Below are 14,773 nucleotides of genomic sequence, written 5' to 3'. Positions count from 1 at the left end.
CACATCTGTTGAAAACAAAAACAGGGAGAACGTCATGAGCGTCAAACCCATTCCCGAGGGGTATCACAGCATTACCCCGTATCTCGGCATCCAACAGGCTGCCGAGGCCATCGAGTTCTACAAGAAAGCCTTCAATGCCAGCGAAGTCATGCGCCTGACCATGCCCGACGGCAACATCGGCCACGCCGAGCTGCGCATCGGCGACAGCGCGATCATGCTCGGCACGCCTTGCGATCAAGGGCCGCTGAGCAATCCGCAGCAGGCGGTGTCGATCGGCTTGCACCTGTATGTCACCGATGTCGACCAGTCCTTTCAACAAGCGCTGGATGCCGGGGCGCAAAGCGTTTCCGAGGTCAAAGACCAGTTTTACGGTGACCGCAGCGGTACCTTGAGAGATCCGTTCGGCCATCTGTGGTTTCTCGCCACCCACAAGGAGGATCTGAGCGAAGAACAGATTCGCCAGCGGGCGATGGAGATGTTCAGCCAAGGCTGAGGGCTTTTTTGCCTCGGATCAACCGGTAAAAAATCCACCGCCGATGTAATTGCGAAACATTTACTTTCATATCCGCTTTCGGGATTTTCTTCGCTCATCCGTCTTATAGGAATGCAGGCCGTTCGCGTAGGCAAAAGCCACGAACGGCCTCCCGGGGAGTTCAGTGCTGCGAAGCCCGTAGCCCGGCCCCTTCCACCGCAATCAAGACGCGCAATCATGTCGAAGAAATCCCGTTCCAAACTGTGGTTCCTGGTGCATAGCTGGCTGGCGTTGCCGATCTGGTTCTTTGTGTTGATCGTGTGTGTCACCGGCACGCTGGCGGTGGTCAGCCAGGAGATTGTCTGGCTGGCCAACCCGCAAATGCGCGCCAGTCAACCTTCGGACGACGCACCGCGACTGAGCTATGACCAGATTCTCGCCGCGATCAAACAAGCCGAGCCGCAAACCCTGGTGCAGAGCATCAATCGTCCGGACGAGTCGCACTTTGCCCTCGACGTCGAAGTCAGCTACCCCGACGGGCGCTCGTTGACGGTCTATGTCAATCCGTACACCGGGGTCATCCAGGGCACCGCGCCGGCCTTCGATTTCAAGGCCTTTACCCGCGCCCTGCACGGCTGGTGGCTGGTGCCGTTCACCAATGGCTATAGCTGGGGCTGGTATCTGGTGTCGTTGCTCGGCGTGCCGATGCTGGTGTCGCTGATTACCGGGCTGGTGGTCTACAAGCGCTTCTGGAAAGGCTTTCTGCGCCCGACCCTGCGCGTGCGCCATGGCGCGCGGATCTTCTGGGGCGACTTCCATCGCCTGTGCGGCATCTGGTCGATCTGGTTCATCGCGGTGATTTCCATCACCGGCATCTGGTTCCTGATCAAGGCTTTCCTTTTCGATAACCAGATTTCAATTTCCAGCGAGCCGATCATTCCGGCGATGTCCCGCGAAAGCGTGCCGATTTCGGCCGCTGGCACCCCGCCGCCGCGCATCAGCCTGGACCGCGCCATCGAAATCGCCCAGCAGAAGATTCCCGGGCTGGAGGCCAGTTACGTCAACCTGCCGGGCAACGCCTACTCGCACATGAGCGTCAGCGGCCGTGGCTGGTATCCGCTGATGTACCAGACCGCGACTCTCAACCCGTACAACGGCGAAATGGCCTCCTCACGGTTGCTGTCCGATCGGTCCTCGCTGGAATTCGTCACCGAATCCATGCGCCCGCTGCACACCGGCGACTTCGGTGGGATCTGGATCAAGTTGATCTGGTTCTTCTTCGGTCTGTTGCTGAGCATGATGATCCTCAGCGGCCTGCTGATCTGGACCAAGCGTACCGCGCTGGCCACCGCCAATGCGCTGAAACGCGAGGACAAGAAAAACCGCGTCACCGCCCAACCGGCGCTGCGCCGTGAACCTTCGGAGGCGAGCCTGTGAACAAAGCCATCTCGGTCACACCGCCCTCGCGCCTGTCGCGTTTCTGGCACAAGTGGCGTTTCCACATCAATGTCCTGCTGTTGCTGATCCCGCTGGGCTTCATGCCGAAATACTTTGCCGATGCCTCGCTGTTTCGCGGCGACAGTGGCCTGGGCCAACGGGAAATAGGCACCGTTCAGGTCGGCCCGTGGAGCCTGCGCCTGGCCGAGCTGCGTGAAGAGGCGCCGCACCTGAGCGGGCCGGCCGGCTATATGAAGGATTTCACTGCCGCCGTTTGTGATACCTGCGTCGAACAGGTCAAGGCCACTTACCTGCGCATCGGCAAACCGCGGAGCCTGCGCGCCGCCGGCACGATCTTCTTCGGCACCCCGTATCGCATGGGCACGCAAATGCCGATCCCGGCAAAGACCAAACCTGACGCCGAGCTGTGGATCACCATGGAAGGCTGGGACGGCAGCATGCACCAGGCCGCGATTCCCCTGAGCCAAGCCTCCCCCGCCACGGTTGCGTGGCTGAACAAACAAGGAGCCAAACCATGACTCGCTCACCCCTTCAGACCCGTTTGCTCGCCAGCGCCGCGCTGCTGCTGAGCGCCGGTTTCAGCGCCAGCGCCCTGGCGCACAACCCGATGTGCGAATGCAAAGCCATCGATGCCGAACATATCAAATGCACCGGCGGTTTCTCCGACGGCAGCGGCGCGCCGGGGGTGACCCTCGACGTGATCGGCTACGACGAAACCATTCTGGTGCCGGGCAAATTGGGTGATGACTCGACGCTGACGTTCAAGAAGCCCGGCAGTGAGTTCTATGTGCTGTTCGACGCCGGCCCAGGCCACGTGGTGGAAATCGACCAGGCGGATATCGAAGCCCCATGAGTAGCCCGACGACGCAAGTGGTACGCCCGGCCGGCGCCGGCCATGAAACCTTCAACGTGCTGCTGTTGTGCCTGCTGATCCTCGCGGTCGCCGGCTCGGTGGTGGCGTGGCGCGGGGTTTCCCATGAACCGGAGCCGGTCGCCAGCAACCAGTACGACGCCCGCCGCGATCTCAGCGCCGCAGAGCAAGGCATCTATGCCGACCTGCGAGTGACCCTCGACGAAATCCGCTTGCTGCGCGAAGAGCAACAAGCCCTGCCGACACCACAAATGCTCGCCGAAGAAGGCTTTGCGCCGTTCGCGCAGGATGCCAGTTCGGTCAGCCGTGGCGGTCACGCATGGCAAATGCTCGCCGAACGCGCCTATTTCGGACGCAGTGCGACGCCTGACGTCGCCGGCTCGTTTCTGATGCGTGTCGGCACTGACGCCAACGCGGCGCCGGACATCTGGCTGAACCGCAGCGCCGATCCCGCACCTGCTGAGGATCTGTCCGACGCCGCGCTGTCCGCCGCTGGCTGGAAACAAATCGTCGCGCAATTCGATGCCGGGGTTACCCGCGACCATCGCCATTGATTCCTCGCCTTTATCCGAGAGAAGACTGCTTGCCCATGTCCATTTCATCTCCTCGCCGTCCCTTGTTGCGCCTGTTTCTGCTTGGCCTGTGCGCCTGCCTGCTGAGCCCGTTGGCCAGCGCCGAGCAAGGCAAACGCCTGCGCATCGGCATTACCCTGCATCCGTATTACAGCTATGTCGCCAACATCGTCGGCGACAAGGCCGAAGTGGTGCCGCTGATTCCTGCGGGCTTCAATCCGCACGCCTACGAACCGCGCGCCGAAGACATCAAGCGCATCAGCGGACTGGACGTGATCGTGCTCAACGGCGTCGGTCATGACGACTTCGCCGACCGGATGATCGCCGCCAGCGAAACACCCAACGTCAAAACCATCGAAGCGAACGAAAACGTGCCATTGCTGGCGGCCACCGGTGTCGCTGCGCGCGGCGCCGGCAAAGTGGTCAATCCCCACACGTTCCTGTCGATCAGCGCCTCCATCGCCCAGGTCAACAATATCGCCCGCGAGCTGGGCAAGATCGACCCGGAAAACGCCAAGACCTACACGCAAAACGCCCGCGCTTACGGTAAACGCCTGCGGCAGATGCGCGCCGACGCGTTGGCCAAACTGACCCAGGCACCCAACGCCGAACTGCGCGTAGCCACAGTGCACGCAGCTTACGACTATCTGTTGCGTGAATTCGGTCTGGAAGTGACGGCCGTGGTCGAGCCGGCCCACGGCATCGAGCCAAGCCCGAGTCAGCTGAAAAAGACCATCGACCAGTTGCGTGAACTCGACGTCAAAGTGATCTTCTCGGAGATGGATTTCCCGTCCAGCTACGTCGACACCATCCAGCGTGAATCCGGGGTGAAGCTGTACCCGCTGTCACACATTTCCTACGGCGAATACACCGCCGACAAGTACGAAAAGGAAATGACCGGCAACCTCAACACCGTGGTTCGGGCGATTCAGGAGTCGGGGGCATGACGTCGAAAGAAACCTTGATCCCTGACAACACCAATAACCCGGTGGGAGCGAGCCTGCTCGCGAAGGCGCCGGATCAGGCAACATCTTCGCTGAATGACGCACCGCATTCGCGAGCAGGCTCGCTCCCACAGGGGACAACCGGACCATCGCTGGAGTTTACGGAAGTGAGCCTGACGCTGGGGCGCACGACGATTCTCGACAAGGTCAGCTTCCAGGTGCAGCCCGGCAGCGTGCATGCGCTGGTCGGCCCCAACGGCGGTGGCAAGAGTTCGCTGATCAAGACCCTGCTCGGGCAGATGCCGCATCAGGGCCGGCTCAGCCTGCACTGGCCCGGCGAGCCCGGCACCATTGGTTACGTCCCGCAGGCGCTGGAGTTCGATCGCGGCTTGCCGATGACCGTCGACGATTTCATGGCGGCGATGTGTCAGCGCCGTCCGGCCTTTCTCGGTTTGAGCAAACACTACGCCGGCGCCATCGGCGAGGCACTGGAGCGCGTCGGCATGCAGGACAAGCGCAAGCGGCGCATGGGCGCGCTGTCCGGTGGTGAGCGGCAGCGGGTACTGCTCGCGCAGGGCTTGATTCCGGCGCCGCAACTGCTGGTGCTCGACGAGCCGATGTCGGCCCTCGATGAGGCCGGGATCCAGGTGTTCGAACGTCTGCTGACTGACTGGCGCGCGGCGGGCATCACGGTGTTGTGGATCGAACATGACCTGGAAGCGGTGGGTCGGCTGGCCGATCGGGTTACCGGTCTCAACCGCCGCGTGCTGTTCGATGCCACACCGCAACAGGCGCTGACTCCGGAACGTCTGCTGACGCTGTTTTCCACCCATCCACGGAGCGCGGTCTGATGAGCTACGAAGCCTTTCGTTTGATGGTCCAGGGTTGGGCGTCTTCCGGTTATCTGCCGGAAGCGCTGGCCTACGGTTTTGTCGTCAATGCGCTGCTCGCCGGCCTGCTGATCGGCCCGGTGCTCGGCGGGCTCGGCACGCTGGTGGTGGTCAAGCGCTTCGCGTTCTTTTCCGAAGCAGTCGGCCATGCCGCGTTGACCGGTGTCGCCATCGGCATCCTGCTCGGCGAACCCTACACGGGCCCGTACGGCAGCCTGTTTGGCTACTGCCTGCTGTTCGGCATCCTGCTCAATTACTTGCGCAACCGCACAGGGCTGGCACCGGATACGCTGATCGGCGTGTTTCTCTCGGTGTCACTGGCACTGGGCGCGAGCCTGCTGCTGATTCTCGCCGGCAAGATCAACGTGCACATTCTGGAAAACGTGCTGTTCGGTTCGGTGTTGACCGTCAACGGCAATGATCTGGCGGTGCTGGCCATCGTCGGTTCGCTGGTCATGGCCCTCGCCCTGCCGCTGTACAACCGCATCATGCTCGCCAGTTTCAATCCGCAACTGGCGGCGGTGCGTGGCGTAGCGGTGAAGACCCTGGATTACCTGTTCGTGATCCTGGTGACCTTGATCACCGTCGCGGCAGTGAAGGTGATTGGCGCGATTCTGGTCGGTGCCTTGCTGGTGATTCCTGCGGCAGCGGCGCGCTTGCTCAGTCAGTCGCTGAAAGGGTTTTTCTGGTGCTCGGTGCTGATCGCTACCGTCAGCACCCTGTGCGGGATTCTTGCGCCGATCGTATTCGATCTGCCGATCCCGTCCGGCGCCGCGATCATTCTGGTCGCCGGCATCGCTTTCGCCCTCGCCGCCATTGCGCGCGGCGTCGTCCCCAGCCTGAAAGGGAACCTTGGATAAATGGCTTTTTCATTGCGTAACCTGACTCTGGCCATGGCCCTGTGTGGCGTGGTCTGCACTCCGTTGATGGCGGCTGAAACTGCGAAACCGTTGCGCGTTCTGGCCTCGTTACCGATCACCTATGGATTGGGCGAAGCATTGCTCAAGGGCACGAACGTCAACCTCGAACGCGCGGCGCCGGCCAACCTTCCGGGTAGCCGTCAGACTGCGTATTTCACCGGCCGTGGCGCTCCGGCGCTGAGTAAACTGGCCACCGACGCGGACGCGGTAATCGGTCTGCGTTCGCTGTGGGCCGATGATCCGCTGTACCCGATCGCGCGCCGTAGCAACATTCGTATCGTCGAAGTCGACGCTGCGCGCCCGGTCGACGGTGCCCTGCCCGGCATCGCCGTGCAGCCGGGCCTGCAGGTTGATGGCCTGAACAGCCAGCCATGGCTGGCGAGCAACAACATGGGGCGCATGGCCGACGTGATGGCGGCAGACCTGGTGCGCCTGGCACCGAGCGCCAAACCTGCGATCGAAGCCAACCTGGCAGCGTTGAAACAGCGTCTGCTGAAACTCAGCGCCGACACCGAAGCGCGTCTGGCCGAAGCGGACAACCTGAGCGTGATGAGCCTGAGCGATCACTTCGGCTACCTGATTGGCAGCCTCAATCTCGAACTGGCCGGACAGGACGCGCGTCCCGATACCGAGTGGACGCCGGAAGCACTGAAGAAGCTGACGGCGACGCTCAAGGACAACGACGTGGCGGTGGTGCTGCATCATCGCCAGCCCGCGGAGCCGGTGAAAGCGGCAATTGCTGAATCCGGTAGCCGACTGGTGGTGTTGAGTACCGATGCGGCAGATCCGCTGGCGGAGTTGGAGGGGAATGTGGATTTGTTGCTCAAGGGGTTGAGCGGAGCGTAGTTTCAGTAAATCCGCGTTATCGTTCTTCGCGAGCAGGCTCGCTCCCACAGTTGAAATGCGATCCCCTGTGGGAGCGAGCCTGCTCGCGAAGAGGCCCGCACCCACAACGTCACTCTCCAGACATGAAAAAACCCGCTGACCATCACTGGTCCAGCGGGTTTTTATGCCCGGGCGCTTATTGCGCCGCGACTTGCGCATCCATCTTCTGGCGCAGGCTCAATGGGCGCATGTCGGTCCAGACTTCTTCGATATAGGCCAGGCATTCCTTTTTCAGGCCGCTCTTGCCCACGGTGCGCCAGCCTTGCGGCACGGATTTGTAATCGGGCCAGATCGAGTATTGCTCTTCGTGGTTGACCACGACCTGAAAGAGGATGTCCTCGCGGTCGAATACTGACGTCATGCTGGTTCTCCATCGTTGTAAGGTCGGCTGCACAAGGAATGCAGCCGGGTATGTAGAAAGAACGTTCGCCGCGCGGAAAAATTTACAGCGCGGCGGTGGCAGCGGCCAATGCGCGACCGAAGATCTCGGCCACCCGGTCGATTTCCGCGGCAGTGATCACCAGCGGCGGCAGGAAGCGCACGACCGCGCCATGGCGACCGCCCAGCTCCAGAATCAGGCCACGCTTGAGGCATTCTCGCTGCACCAGCGGCGCCAGACGCGCAAACGCTGGCGGATGACCGAGCGCGTCGGGCGCGCCGTTCGGGTCGACCAGTTCGACGCCGAGCATCAGGCCGCGACCACGGATATCGCCGAGTTGCGGGAAGTCGCGTTGCAGGATGTGCAGATGCTCGCTGAGTCGATCACCCATGGCGGCGGCGTGCTCGCAAACCTTGTGCTCCACCAGATAGCGCATCACCGCTGAACCGGCGGCCATGGCCATCTGATTGCCACGGAACGTGCCGGCATGGGCGCCCGGTTGCCAGGTGTCGAGCCAGTCGCGGTAAACCACCACCGCCAACGGCAGGCTGCCACCGATAGCTTTGGACAGTACAACTACATCCGGAACGATACCCGCGTGTTCAAAGGCAAACATCTTGCCGGTACGGGCGAAACCGCTCTGGATCTCATCAACGATCAACGCCACACCGGCCTTCTCGGTGATCCGGCGCAAGCCGCGCAACCACTCGATGTCCGCCGGTATCACGCCGCCCTCGCCCTGCACCGCCTCGACAATCACCGCCGCCGGCAATTGCACACCAGCCTCGGGATCGTTGAGCAGGTTTTCCAGATAACTCAGATTGGCATTGACGCCCGCTGCGCCGCCGAGACCGAACGGGCAACGGTAATCGTAGGGAAAAGGCATGAACTGCACGCCGTTGCTGAGCAACGCACCCAATGGTTTTTTCGGCCCCAGGCTGCCCATCAGGCTCAACGCCCCCTGACTCATGCCGTGATAACCGCCGGAAAATGACAGCACGGTGCTGCGCCCGGTTGCGGTGCGTACCAGTTTCAGCGCTGCTTCCACGGCGTCGGTGCCGGTCGGGCCACAAAACTGGATTTTCGCCTGCGCCGCCAGCTCCGTCGGCAGCAGGCCGAACAGGTCCTGGACGAATTGATCCTTGACCGGCGTGGTCAGGTCGAGGGTGTGCAGCGGCAACTCATCGGCCAGCACTTGCTGGATCGCCTCGATCACCACCGGGTGGTTATGCCCCAGCGCCAGCGTGCCGGCTCCAGCCAGGCAGTCGATGAATGTACGTCCTTCAACATCCTCGACATACAGGCCCTTGGCACGCTTGAGCGCCAGCGGAATACGCCGAGGATAGCTGCGCGCATTGGACTCCTGCCGGCTCTGCCGCGCCAGCAACGGGGATTCGTTGAATTCGTACAAGGTTTCTGCCGGCGCCGAGGCGACCCGGGCCGATGACGCTTCGATAAGACTGGTGGCGACTGACATCTCTCGACCCCTCAATTCGCTATGAATATTGACCAAAACAGCACACCGACAGATGCGCGTTCCGGTCGCGGGGCGCACTTGCAGGTTTCCTGTTCTGGAAACGCTTCAGCGCGGTGCGGATTTACACCCCTGATCGAGTTGTCAGGCCGATAAGGACAAAGGTTTGTGCAGCGGCACGGTCTGCAAGCCGTTGGAGAGGCCGGGTGGCGCGGTTTGTCGGTAACCCAGATGCCGATAGAATGCCTCGGCGGTGCGGGTGCTGTTGAGATGAACATTGCGCGCACCGCGAACCCGCAACCAACCCTCGAGATTGTGCATCAGCGCCCGACCGACGCCTCGGCGGAAGGATTCAGGCTGGACGTAACACAGCAGGATTTCGCCATTGGCCCGGGCCATGCCCACACCAACCGGTTTGTCTTCGAACGAAGCGGTACAAAGATAGAAGTGCGGGTCGGCGAGACGGCTACTGATGAGGTCGACGCAGGAGCGACCGAGCCAGTGACTGACGAGCAGCGGATCATTGCGGTGATCGAGTGCGCATCCGACGCGGATCGAACGCTCGACGATACGATTGATGATGCCGGAGTCGGCCAAGGTGGCCGAACGTATGCAGACGGGTGCTTCCATGGCGCAGTTCCCTCAATCCATTGAGTCAAAGCTGCGTTGACCTTAGCCCCAACCCTCACGGATAGCCAACGCCGAGAAGTTACATTTGATGTGCCAGAACATGTTCTTTTGTGGGAGCGAGCCTGCTCGCGAAAGCGTCAGGCCAGTCAACGTCGATGTTGAATGACTTACCGCATTCGCGAGCAGGCTCGCTTCCACAGGGGATCTGAGGTGCGATCAGAGGGGTTGCAACGGCATGGTCAGCTCGACCCGCAAGCCATCCGCGCGGCTGTCGAAATGCAGGGCGCAGTCACAGCGCTGGACGATCGCCTGGACAATCGCCAGCCCCAAGCCGCAACCGGTGCTCTGGCCGTTGCGCCAGAAGCGCTGGGTCAGATGCTGCAAGTCATCCGGCGCAATCCCCGGGCCATGGTCACGCACGACAAAACGCACGCGGTTGCCGATGCTTTCGAGATTGACCTCGACCGCACAATCTTCAGGCGTATGGCGCAGGGCGTTGTCGAGCAGGTTGCGCAATGCAGCAATCGCCAGCACGGCAGGCATTTGCAGCGGCGCGGCGGAGAGGTCGTCCGGCACGTGCAGTCTGATCCGCAGCCGTTCACCGCCGGTGGCGTCCTGAATCGCCAGCCTGGCCACTTGCTCGGCGCTGCATTGCGAGCCGTCATCGAACGACAGGCTGCCTTCGACCCGCGCCAGCAGCAGCAACTGTTCAAGGGTGCGGTGCAGGCGATCGGCGCCCTCCTCGGCGCGGGCCAGCGATTGATCGCGGGCACTGCCGTCGGTCATGCGCGCCACTTGCAGGTGGGTCTTGATCGCCGTCAGCGGGCTGCGCAGTTCATGCGCGGCGTCACCGGTCAGGCGACGTTCACGCTCGATGGTCTTGCCGATGCGCTGGAACAATTGATTCTGGGTTTCCAGCAACGGCTTCAATTCGCTGGGAAAGGCCTGCAACTGCAATGGCTCAAGGGAATCGGCGTTGCGCCGCATCAGCGCCTCACGCAGGCGATTAAGTGGTGCAAGACCCTGGCCGATGCCCAGCCACAGCAGGCACAGGCAACCCAGCAAGGCCACACCGACCGGCACCGAAGCGGCGAGCAGAATCGACATGTTCAAGGCTTCGCGTTCGATCTGCCGATCCGCCGTAGTGATGCGCACATCGCCCCGGGCCAGGGTGAAACTGCGCCACGGTGCGCCGTCGATCATCTGATCGTGGAAGCCCATTTTTTCCGCTTCCAGCGCTTGTTCGGGATTGTTGTGGCTACGGGCAAGGATTTCGCCGCGCAATGAGCTGACCTGACAGGCCATCCCGCCGGGAATGTTCAGCTGTTCGGCGCTGAAGTGGGTACCCTCGCCCTTGCTCGGCAGCGTCGGCAATTGCTCGAGCAAACCGGCGACCATGCGCGCCGAGGCCACCAGACGCTGGTCGAGGGAAAACATCATCTGATTGCGCAGATCGCTGAGCATCCATGCCGCCGCCAGCGCCCAGATCAACGCGAAGGCGGCGCCGAGCGTCAGGCTCAGGCGCAGGCGCAGACTCATCACTTGCCTTGCTCTCCGCCATCGGCAGGCCCGAGGCGATAGCCCAGACCACGCACGGTTTCGACAATGCCTTTGCCAAGCTTGCTGCGTAGATGATGGATATGCACGTTCAGTGCGTTGCTTTCCAGCTCGTCGTTGAAGCCGTAGACGCTGTCCTTCAATTGCTCGGTCGACAGCACCCGGCCGCGATTGTGCAGCAATGCCTGCAACAGAGACTGCTCGCGGCGCGACAGGTCCACCGGCTGCCCGGCGAGTCGGGTTTCGCGGCTGCTCGGGTCGTAGGTGAGCGCGCCGTGTTCGATCAGATTGACGCTGCGCCCGGCCACCCGGCGCAACAGGGTTTGCAGGCGAGCGAACAGTTCGCGCAGGTCGAAAGGCTTGAGCAGGTAGTCGTCGGCGCCGGCCTGCAAGCCGTCGACTCGATCAGTCACCGAATCACGGGCGGTGAGGATCAGCACGGGGATCTCCAGGCCGCTCTGCCGCAGCTGTTGGAGCAACTTGAGGCCGTCTTCGTCGGGCAGGCCGAGATCGAGCACCATCACGTCGAATTCAGCGACCTTGAGCATCGCCCGCGCCTTAGACGCGGTGTTGACGTGCTCGACAGTCAGGCCCTGAGCCGTAAGCCCGGCAACGATGCCGCTGGCGATCAGCTCATCGTCTTCGCAAACCAATACGTGCATGGGGGCTCCATGAATAAAAACGCGAGTGAAGCAGGCGAGGATTAAGGCGCAATTATGGCGGTACATGTCGAGTTCGGGAAGCTGCACGAGAACATCGCGAATTGTCATGTCCAGCAGCGGATGCCAAGCATACAGTCAAACTATTGCCGATTCGGGCTACCGATCCAGAAACACATCCCGACTTTATCGAAAACATGAGTTCATTTAGTTTCGCCCTAACTTCAAAACCACATTCAAAAGGAACTTGAAACATGAGCAACTTGAATCACTTCGTCGCGATAGATTGGCGCTCGGGTCCTGATCGAATTTATTTTTTCTTCAAGGACACCGACACTTATTCGCGCTTTGATCTGGGAAGCAATAGCGTATCGGCAAATTACCCAGCCTCCACCGCAGGCAGCTGGGATACTTTCGATCCCTATACAAAGGATCTGCGCTTCGGTTTGACCACCACTTCGTTCGGCTGGAATGCCGGAAGTGACGAGGATATTGCATGGTTGTTCTTCTATCAGGGAACAACCCCGATGGTGTGCAAGTATGATCAGGACAAGGATAAAGTTGCCGCCTTCTACAAAGTAGCCGACTCAGCGTGGAAGCCGATTCTTCCATACTTTGACAAGATCATCGCTGGCACTTGGTTTCAACTTACCGGCCACCCCTTTCTGTTCCGATTCATTCTCAATGACGGGCACTATCTATCGTTCAACTTCAAGGCCAAGACCGTGACACGCAACCGTTTCGGCGAATATCAACTGGGCGCGCTGAAACCCTATAAAGACCGAATTATTACCGCTGCACAGAATGACCGAACACTCGCAGACAGTTACTGGTACATCTTCCTTACCAACAATGAGTATTTGACCTACAACATTCAGTCCGACCGACTGGTGTCCGGCCCCCGAACCATCAATGACGATAACTGGCCCGGCCTGCTGCGCGGCTGATTGGTCAATCCCGGCGAGGCTAGTAGGATAGGGTTAATTATCGGTTAATCGCCGCCGCCCATCCTGCACCCCACTTGCACAGGGACAAGGCTCCTCCATGCGTCATTTTTTTCTTCTGTTGGCTTTACTGATTTCCGGTCTGGCTCAGGCCGGAAACAATCCGTTCGAGTCCAAGCCGGACTTTTTACCCGTCGACAAGGCATTCGTACTGACCTCCGAGCGTCTGGAGTCGGGCGAAACCCAGCTGTTCTGGCAGATCACCGACGGCTACTACCTCTATCAGAAACGTTTGAAATTCGACGGACTGGCCGCCGACCAGCAGCCGGTGTTGCCTGAAGGCGAATCCCACAGCGATGAGTTCTTCGGCGAGCAGCCGGTCTATCGCCAAGGGCTGGAAGTGAAGATCCCGGCGGCGGCCAGCGGTCAGATCAAGGTCAGTTATCAGGGCTGTGCCGATGCCGGCCTGTGCTATCCACCGCAGACCCGGGTGATCGACCTGGGTGGCAAAGCCGCAGCAACAACGGGCAGTGAAGCGCCGGATCAGGCGTTGGCCAGCAGCCTGCAACAACGGGCGCTGGGCTGGAGCCTGCTGGTGTTCTTCGGCCTCGGCCTGCTGTTGGCGTTCACTCCGTGTTCGCTGCCGATGCTGCCGATTCTGGCCGGCATGATTGTCGGCAGTGGCGCAACACCACGGCGCGGCTTTGCCTTGGCCAGCAGCTACGTGATCTGCATGGCGCTGGTGTATGCGGCGATGGGCGTGATTGCTGCGCTGCTCGGTGCGAACCTGCAAGCCTGGTTGCAGAATCCTTGGTTGCTCGGCGCATTTGCCGCCATTTTCGTGGTGCTGGCATTGCCGATGTTCGGCTTCTTCGAGCTGCAACTGCCGGTGGCCCTGCGTGATCGCCTTGAACATGCGTCGCGCAGCCGCAGCGGCGGCAGCCTGATCGGCGCCGGGGTGCTGGGCGCGTTGTCCGGTCTGTTGGTTGGGCCATGCATGACCGCGCCACTGGCCGGCGCGCTGCTGTACATCGCGCAAAGCGGTAACGCGTTGCACGGCGGTCTGATTCTGTTTGCACTGGGCATCGGCATCGGTGTGCCGCTGTTGCTGCTGGTCACAGTGGGCAACCGTTTCCTGCCGAAACCCGGCGCGTGGATGAATCTGCTCAAGGGCATATTCGGCTTCCTCTTTCTTGCCACTGCATTGTTGATGCTGCGCTCGGTACTGGATCCGTCGTTGTGGCTGGGACTGTGTGGCGCCTTGCTGTTGATCGCCGCTTACAGCGCCTGGAAACAATCCGCAGGGTTTGGCCGCGTCGCGCAGATGTTCGGCGCCCTGTCCTTGTTGCTCGGTTTGTGGGGCAGCTTGTTGGTGATCGGTGCGGCGGGTGGCAGCGAGGATCCGTATCAGCCTTTGCAGGTCTACAGCGCCGGCCCTGTCGTCAGCGCGGCGCCGACGGGTCACGATGCCTTCAGCACAATCAAGGAACCGGCCGCCCTGCAACGTGAACTCGACGCGGCCAAGGCCCAGGGTCAGTGGGTGCTGCTCGATTACTACGCCGACTGGTGCGTGTCGTGCAAAGTCATGGAAAAGAAGGTCTTCGGTGAAGCCAAGGTCATGCAGGCCCTGAGCGATGTGCGCCTGCTGCGCCTGGATGTGACCGCCGACAACGCTGCCAGCCGCGAGCTGCTCAGTCGCTATAAAGTGCCGGGGCCGCCGACGTTCATCTGGATCGGCGCTGACGGCGAAGAACGCCGCAGCCAGCGCATCACCGGCGAGGTCGATGCCGACACCTTCCTGCAACGCTGGTCCGCCACCCGAGACGCCAACTGATGCTGACGTTCACCCTCGGCACCTTCGCCATCGCGCTCAACCACCTGCTGCTGATCAGTGCTCTGGCGCTGGCGACATTTGTCGGCTGGCGAGTGGCCAAGCGCGGTGGCGATAACCCCGAGTCAGCGCTGTTCAGCCTGTTCTTGCTGGGCATGCTCGCGGCGCGCATTGCGTTTGTCGCGCTGTACTGGTCGCACTATCGCAATGACCCGTGGCAGATCATCGATCTGCGCGACGGCGGTTTCCTCGCTTGGCCCGGAGTGATCGTGCTGCTGCTGGCGGCG

17 protein-coding genes and 1 pseudogene are annotated in these 14,773 nt (G+C 61.4%); 13 read left to right on the top strand and 5 right to left on the bottom strand.

What is annotated here, in order from left to right; all coding sequences use genetic code 11:
- Nucleotides 1–34: 34 nt before the first annotated feature.
- From D6877_RS26270 to D6877_RS26230, 9 genes are all read left to right on the top strand, one after another.
- Entirely contained in the window at nucleotides 35–493 is a 459-nt protein-coding gene (locus tag D6877_RS26270) for a VOC family protein (protein ID WP_095182163.1), read from the top strand.
- Between the two features lie 216 nt (nucleotides 494–709).
- The gene (locus tag D6877_RS26265; RefSeq protein ID WP_130912597.1) at nucleotides 710–1,909 is read left to right on the top strand and encodes a PepSY domain-containing protein; all 1,200 of its coding nucleotides are present in this window, start codon (nucleotides 710–712) and stop codon (nucleotides 1,907–1,909) included.
- Nucleotides 1,906–2,448 carry a hypothetical protein gene (locus D6877_RS26260; protein ID WP_064361579.1) on the top strand — a complete coding sequence of 181 codons (543 nt, stop codon included), beginning with the start codon at nucleotides 1,906–1,908 and terminating at the stop codon, nucleotides 2,446–2,448. Before D6877_RS26265 ends, D6877_RS26260 begins: the two co-directional genes overlap by 4 nt.
- Nucleotides 2,445–2,783, top strand: coding sequence for a hypothetical protein (locus D6877_RS26255; protein ID WP_130912596.1), 339 nt, complete (start codon nucleotides 2,445–2,447; stop codon nucleotides 2,781–2,783). The genes D6877_RS26260 and D6877_RS26255 overlap by 4 nt, the downstream gene beginning before the upstream one ends.
- On the top strand, nucleotides 2,780–3,355 hold the full coding sequence (locus D6877_RS26250; RefSeq protein WP_130912595.1) for a DUF6162 family protein: 576 nt from the start codon (nucleotides 2,780–2,782) through the stop codon (nucleotides 3,353–3,355). The genes D6877_RS26255 and D6877_RS26250 overlap by 4 nt, the downstream gene beginning before the upstream one ends.
- A gap of 35 nt (nucleotides 3,356–3,390) precedes the next feature.
- The gene (locus D6877_RS26245; protein ID WP_130912594.1) at nucleotides 3,391–4,320 is read left to right on the top strand and encodes a metal ABC transporter substrate-binding protein; all 930 of its coding nucleotides are present in this window, start codon (nucleotides 3,391–3,393) and stop codon (nucleotides 4,318–4,320) included.
- A complete protein-coding gene (locus D6877_RS26240; protein ID WP_130912593.1) occupies nucleotides 4,317–5,168 on the top strand; it encodes a metal ABC transporter ATP-binding protein in 852 nt (283 codons plus the stop codon). Before D6877_RS26245 ends, D6877_RS26240 begins: the two co-directional genes overlap by 4 nt.
- The gene (locus D6877_RS26235) at nucleotides 5,168–6,067 is read left to right on the top strand and encodes a metal ABC transporter permease (RefSeq protein ID WP_007917717.1); all 900 of its coding nucleotides are present in this window, start codon (nucleotides 5,168–5,170) and stop codon (nucleotides 6,065–6,067) included. Before D6877_RS26240 ends, D6877_RS26235 begins: the two co-directional genes overlap by 1 nt.
- Nucleotides 6,068–6,973 carry a zinc ABC transporter substrate-binding protein gene (locus tag D6877_RS26230; RefSeq protein WP_130912592.1) on the top strand — a complete coding sequence of 302 codons (906 nt, stop codon included), beginning with the start codon at nucleotides 6,068–6,070 and terminating at the stop codon, nucleotides 6,971–6,973.
- A gap of 175 nt (nucleotides 6,974–7,148) precedes the next feature.
- Here D6877_RS26230 and D6877_RS26225 read toward each other — a convergent pair whose 3' ends face one another.
- The 3 genes from D6877_RS26225 to D6877_RS26215 all read right to left on the bottom strand — a co-directional run bounded on the left by D6877_RS26225 (nucleotide 7,149) and on the right by D6877_RS26215 (nucleotide 9,495).
- A complete protein-coding gene (locus D6877_RS26225) occupies nucleotides 7,149–7,373 on the bottom strand; it encodes an MbtH family protein (protein ID WP_130912591.1) in 225 nt (74 codons plus the stop codon).
- A gap of 82 nt (nucleotides 7,374–7,455) precedes the next feature.
- Nucleotides 7,456–8,868: an aspartate aminotransferase family protein gene (locus tag D6877_RS26220; protein ID WP_130912590.1), complete on the bottom strand. Its 1,413-nt coding sequence runs from the start codon at nucleotides 8,866–8,868 to the stop codon at nucleotides 7,456–7,458.
- Nucleotides 8,869–9,009: 141 nt separating this feature from the next.
- Entirely contained in the window at nucleotides 9,010–9,495 is a 486-nt protein-coding gene (locus tag D6877_RS26215) for a GNAT family N-acetyltransferase (protein ID WP_130912589.1), read from the bottom strand.
- 110 nt (nucleotides 9,496–9,605) lie between these two features.
- Between D6877_RS26215 and D6877_RS30110 the strand changes: the two are divergent.
- A pseudogene (locus D6877_RS30110) lies at nucleotides 9,606–9,695 on the top strand (metal ABC transporter ATP-binding protein); the annotation flags it as partial.
- Nucleotides 9,696–9,711: 16 nt separating this feature from the next.
- Here the strand turns inward: D6877_RS30110 and D6877_RS26210 are convergent.
- Nucleotides 9,712–11,034 (bottom strand): ATP-binding protein, encoded by a 1,323-nt coding sequence (locus D6877_RS26210; protein ID WP_130912588.1) that lies wholly within the window; start codon nucleotides 11,032–11,034, stop codon nucleotides 9,712–9,714.
- On the bottom strand, nucleotides 11,034–11,714 hold the full coding sequence (locus D6877_RS26205; protein WP_042607836.1) for a response regulator: 681 nt from the start codon (nucleotides 11,712–11,714) through the stop codon (nucleotides 11,034–11,036). The genes D6877_RS26210 and D6877_RS26205 overlap by 1 nt, the downstream gene beginning before the upstream one ends.
- Before the next feature lie 251 nt (nucleotides 11,715–11,965).
- Here D6877_RS26205 and D6877_RS26200 point away from each other — a divergent pair, with 251 nt between their 5' ends.
- The 3 genes from D6877_RS26200 to D6877_RS26190 form a co-directional block, all read left to right on the top strand.
- The gene (locus tag D6877_RS26200; protein WP_130912587.1) at nucleotides 11,966–12,658 is read left to right on the top strand and encodes a hypothetical protein; all 693 of its coding nucleotides are present in this window, start codon (nucleotides 11,966–11,968) and stop codon (nucleotides 12,656–12,658) included.
- A gap of 97 nt (nucleotides 12,659–12,755) precedes the next feature.
- Nucleotides 12,756–14,489: a protein-disulfide reductase DsbD gene (dsbD, locus tag D6877_RS26195; protein ID WP_130912586.1), complete on the top strand. Its 1,734-nt coding sequence runs from the start codon at nucleotides 12,756–12,758 to the stop codon at nucleotides 14,487–14,489.
- Nucleotides 14,489–14,773 (top strand): prolipoprotein diacylglyceryl transferase family protein (locus D6877_RS26190; protein WP_178083754.1); only part of this gene is annotated, 285 nt, incomplete at its 3' end. The genes dsbD and D6877_RS26190, both read left to right, overlap by 1 nt.

Source organism: Pseudomonas sp. Sample_9 (genome assembly GCF_004307535.1).
Lineage (GTDB): Bacteria > Pseudomonadota > Gammaproteobacteria > Pseudomonadales > Pseudomonadaceae > Aquipseudomonas > Aquipseudomonas mercuritolerans.
This window is presented reverse-complemented; position numbering and strand designations above follow the sequence as displayed.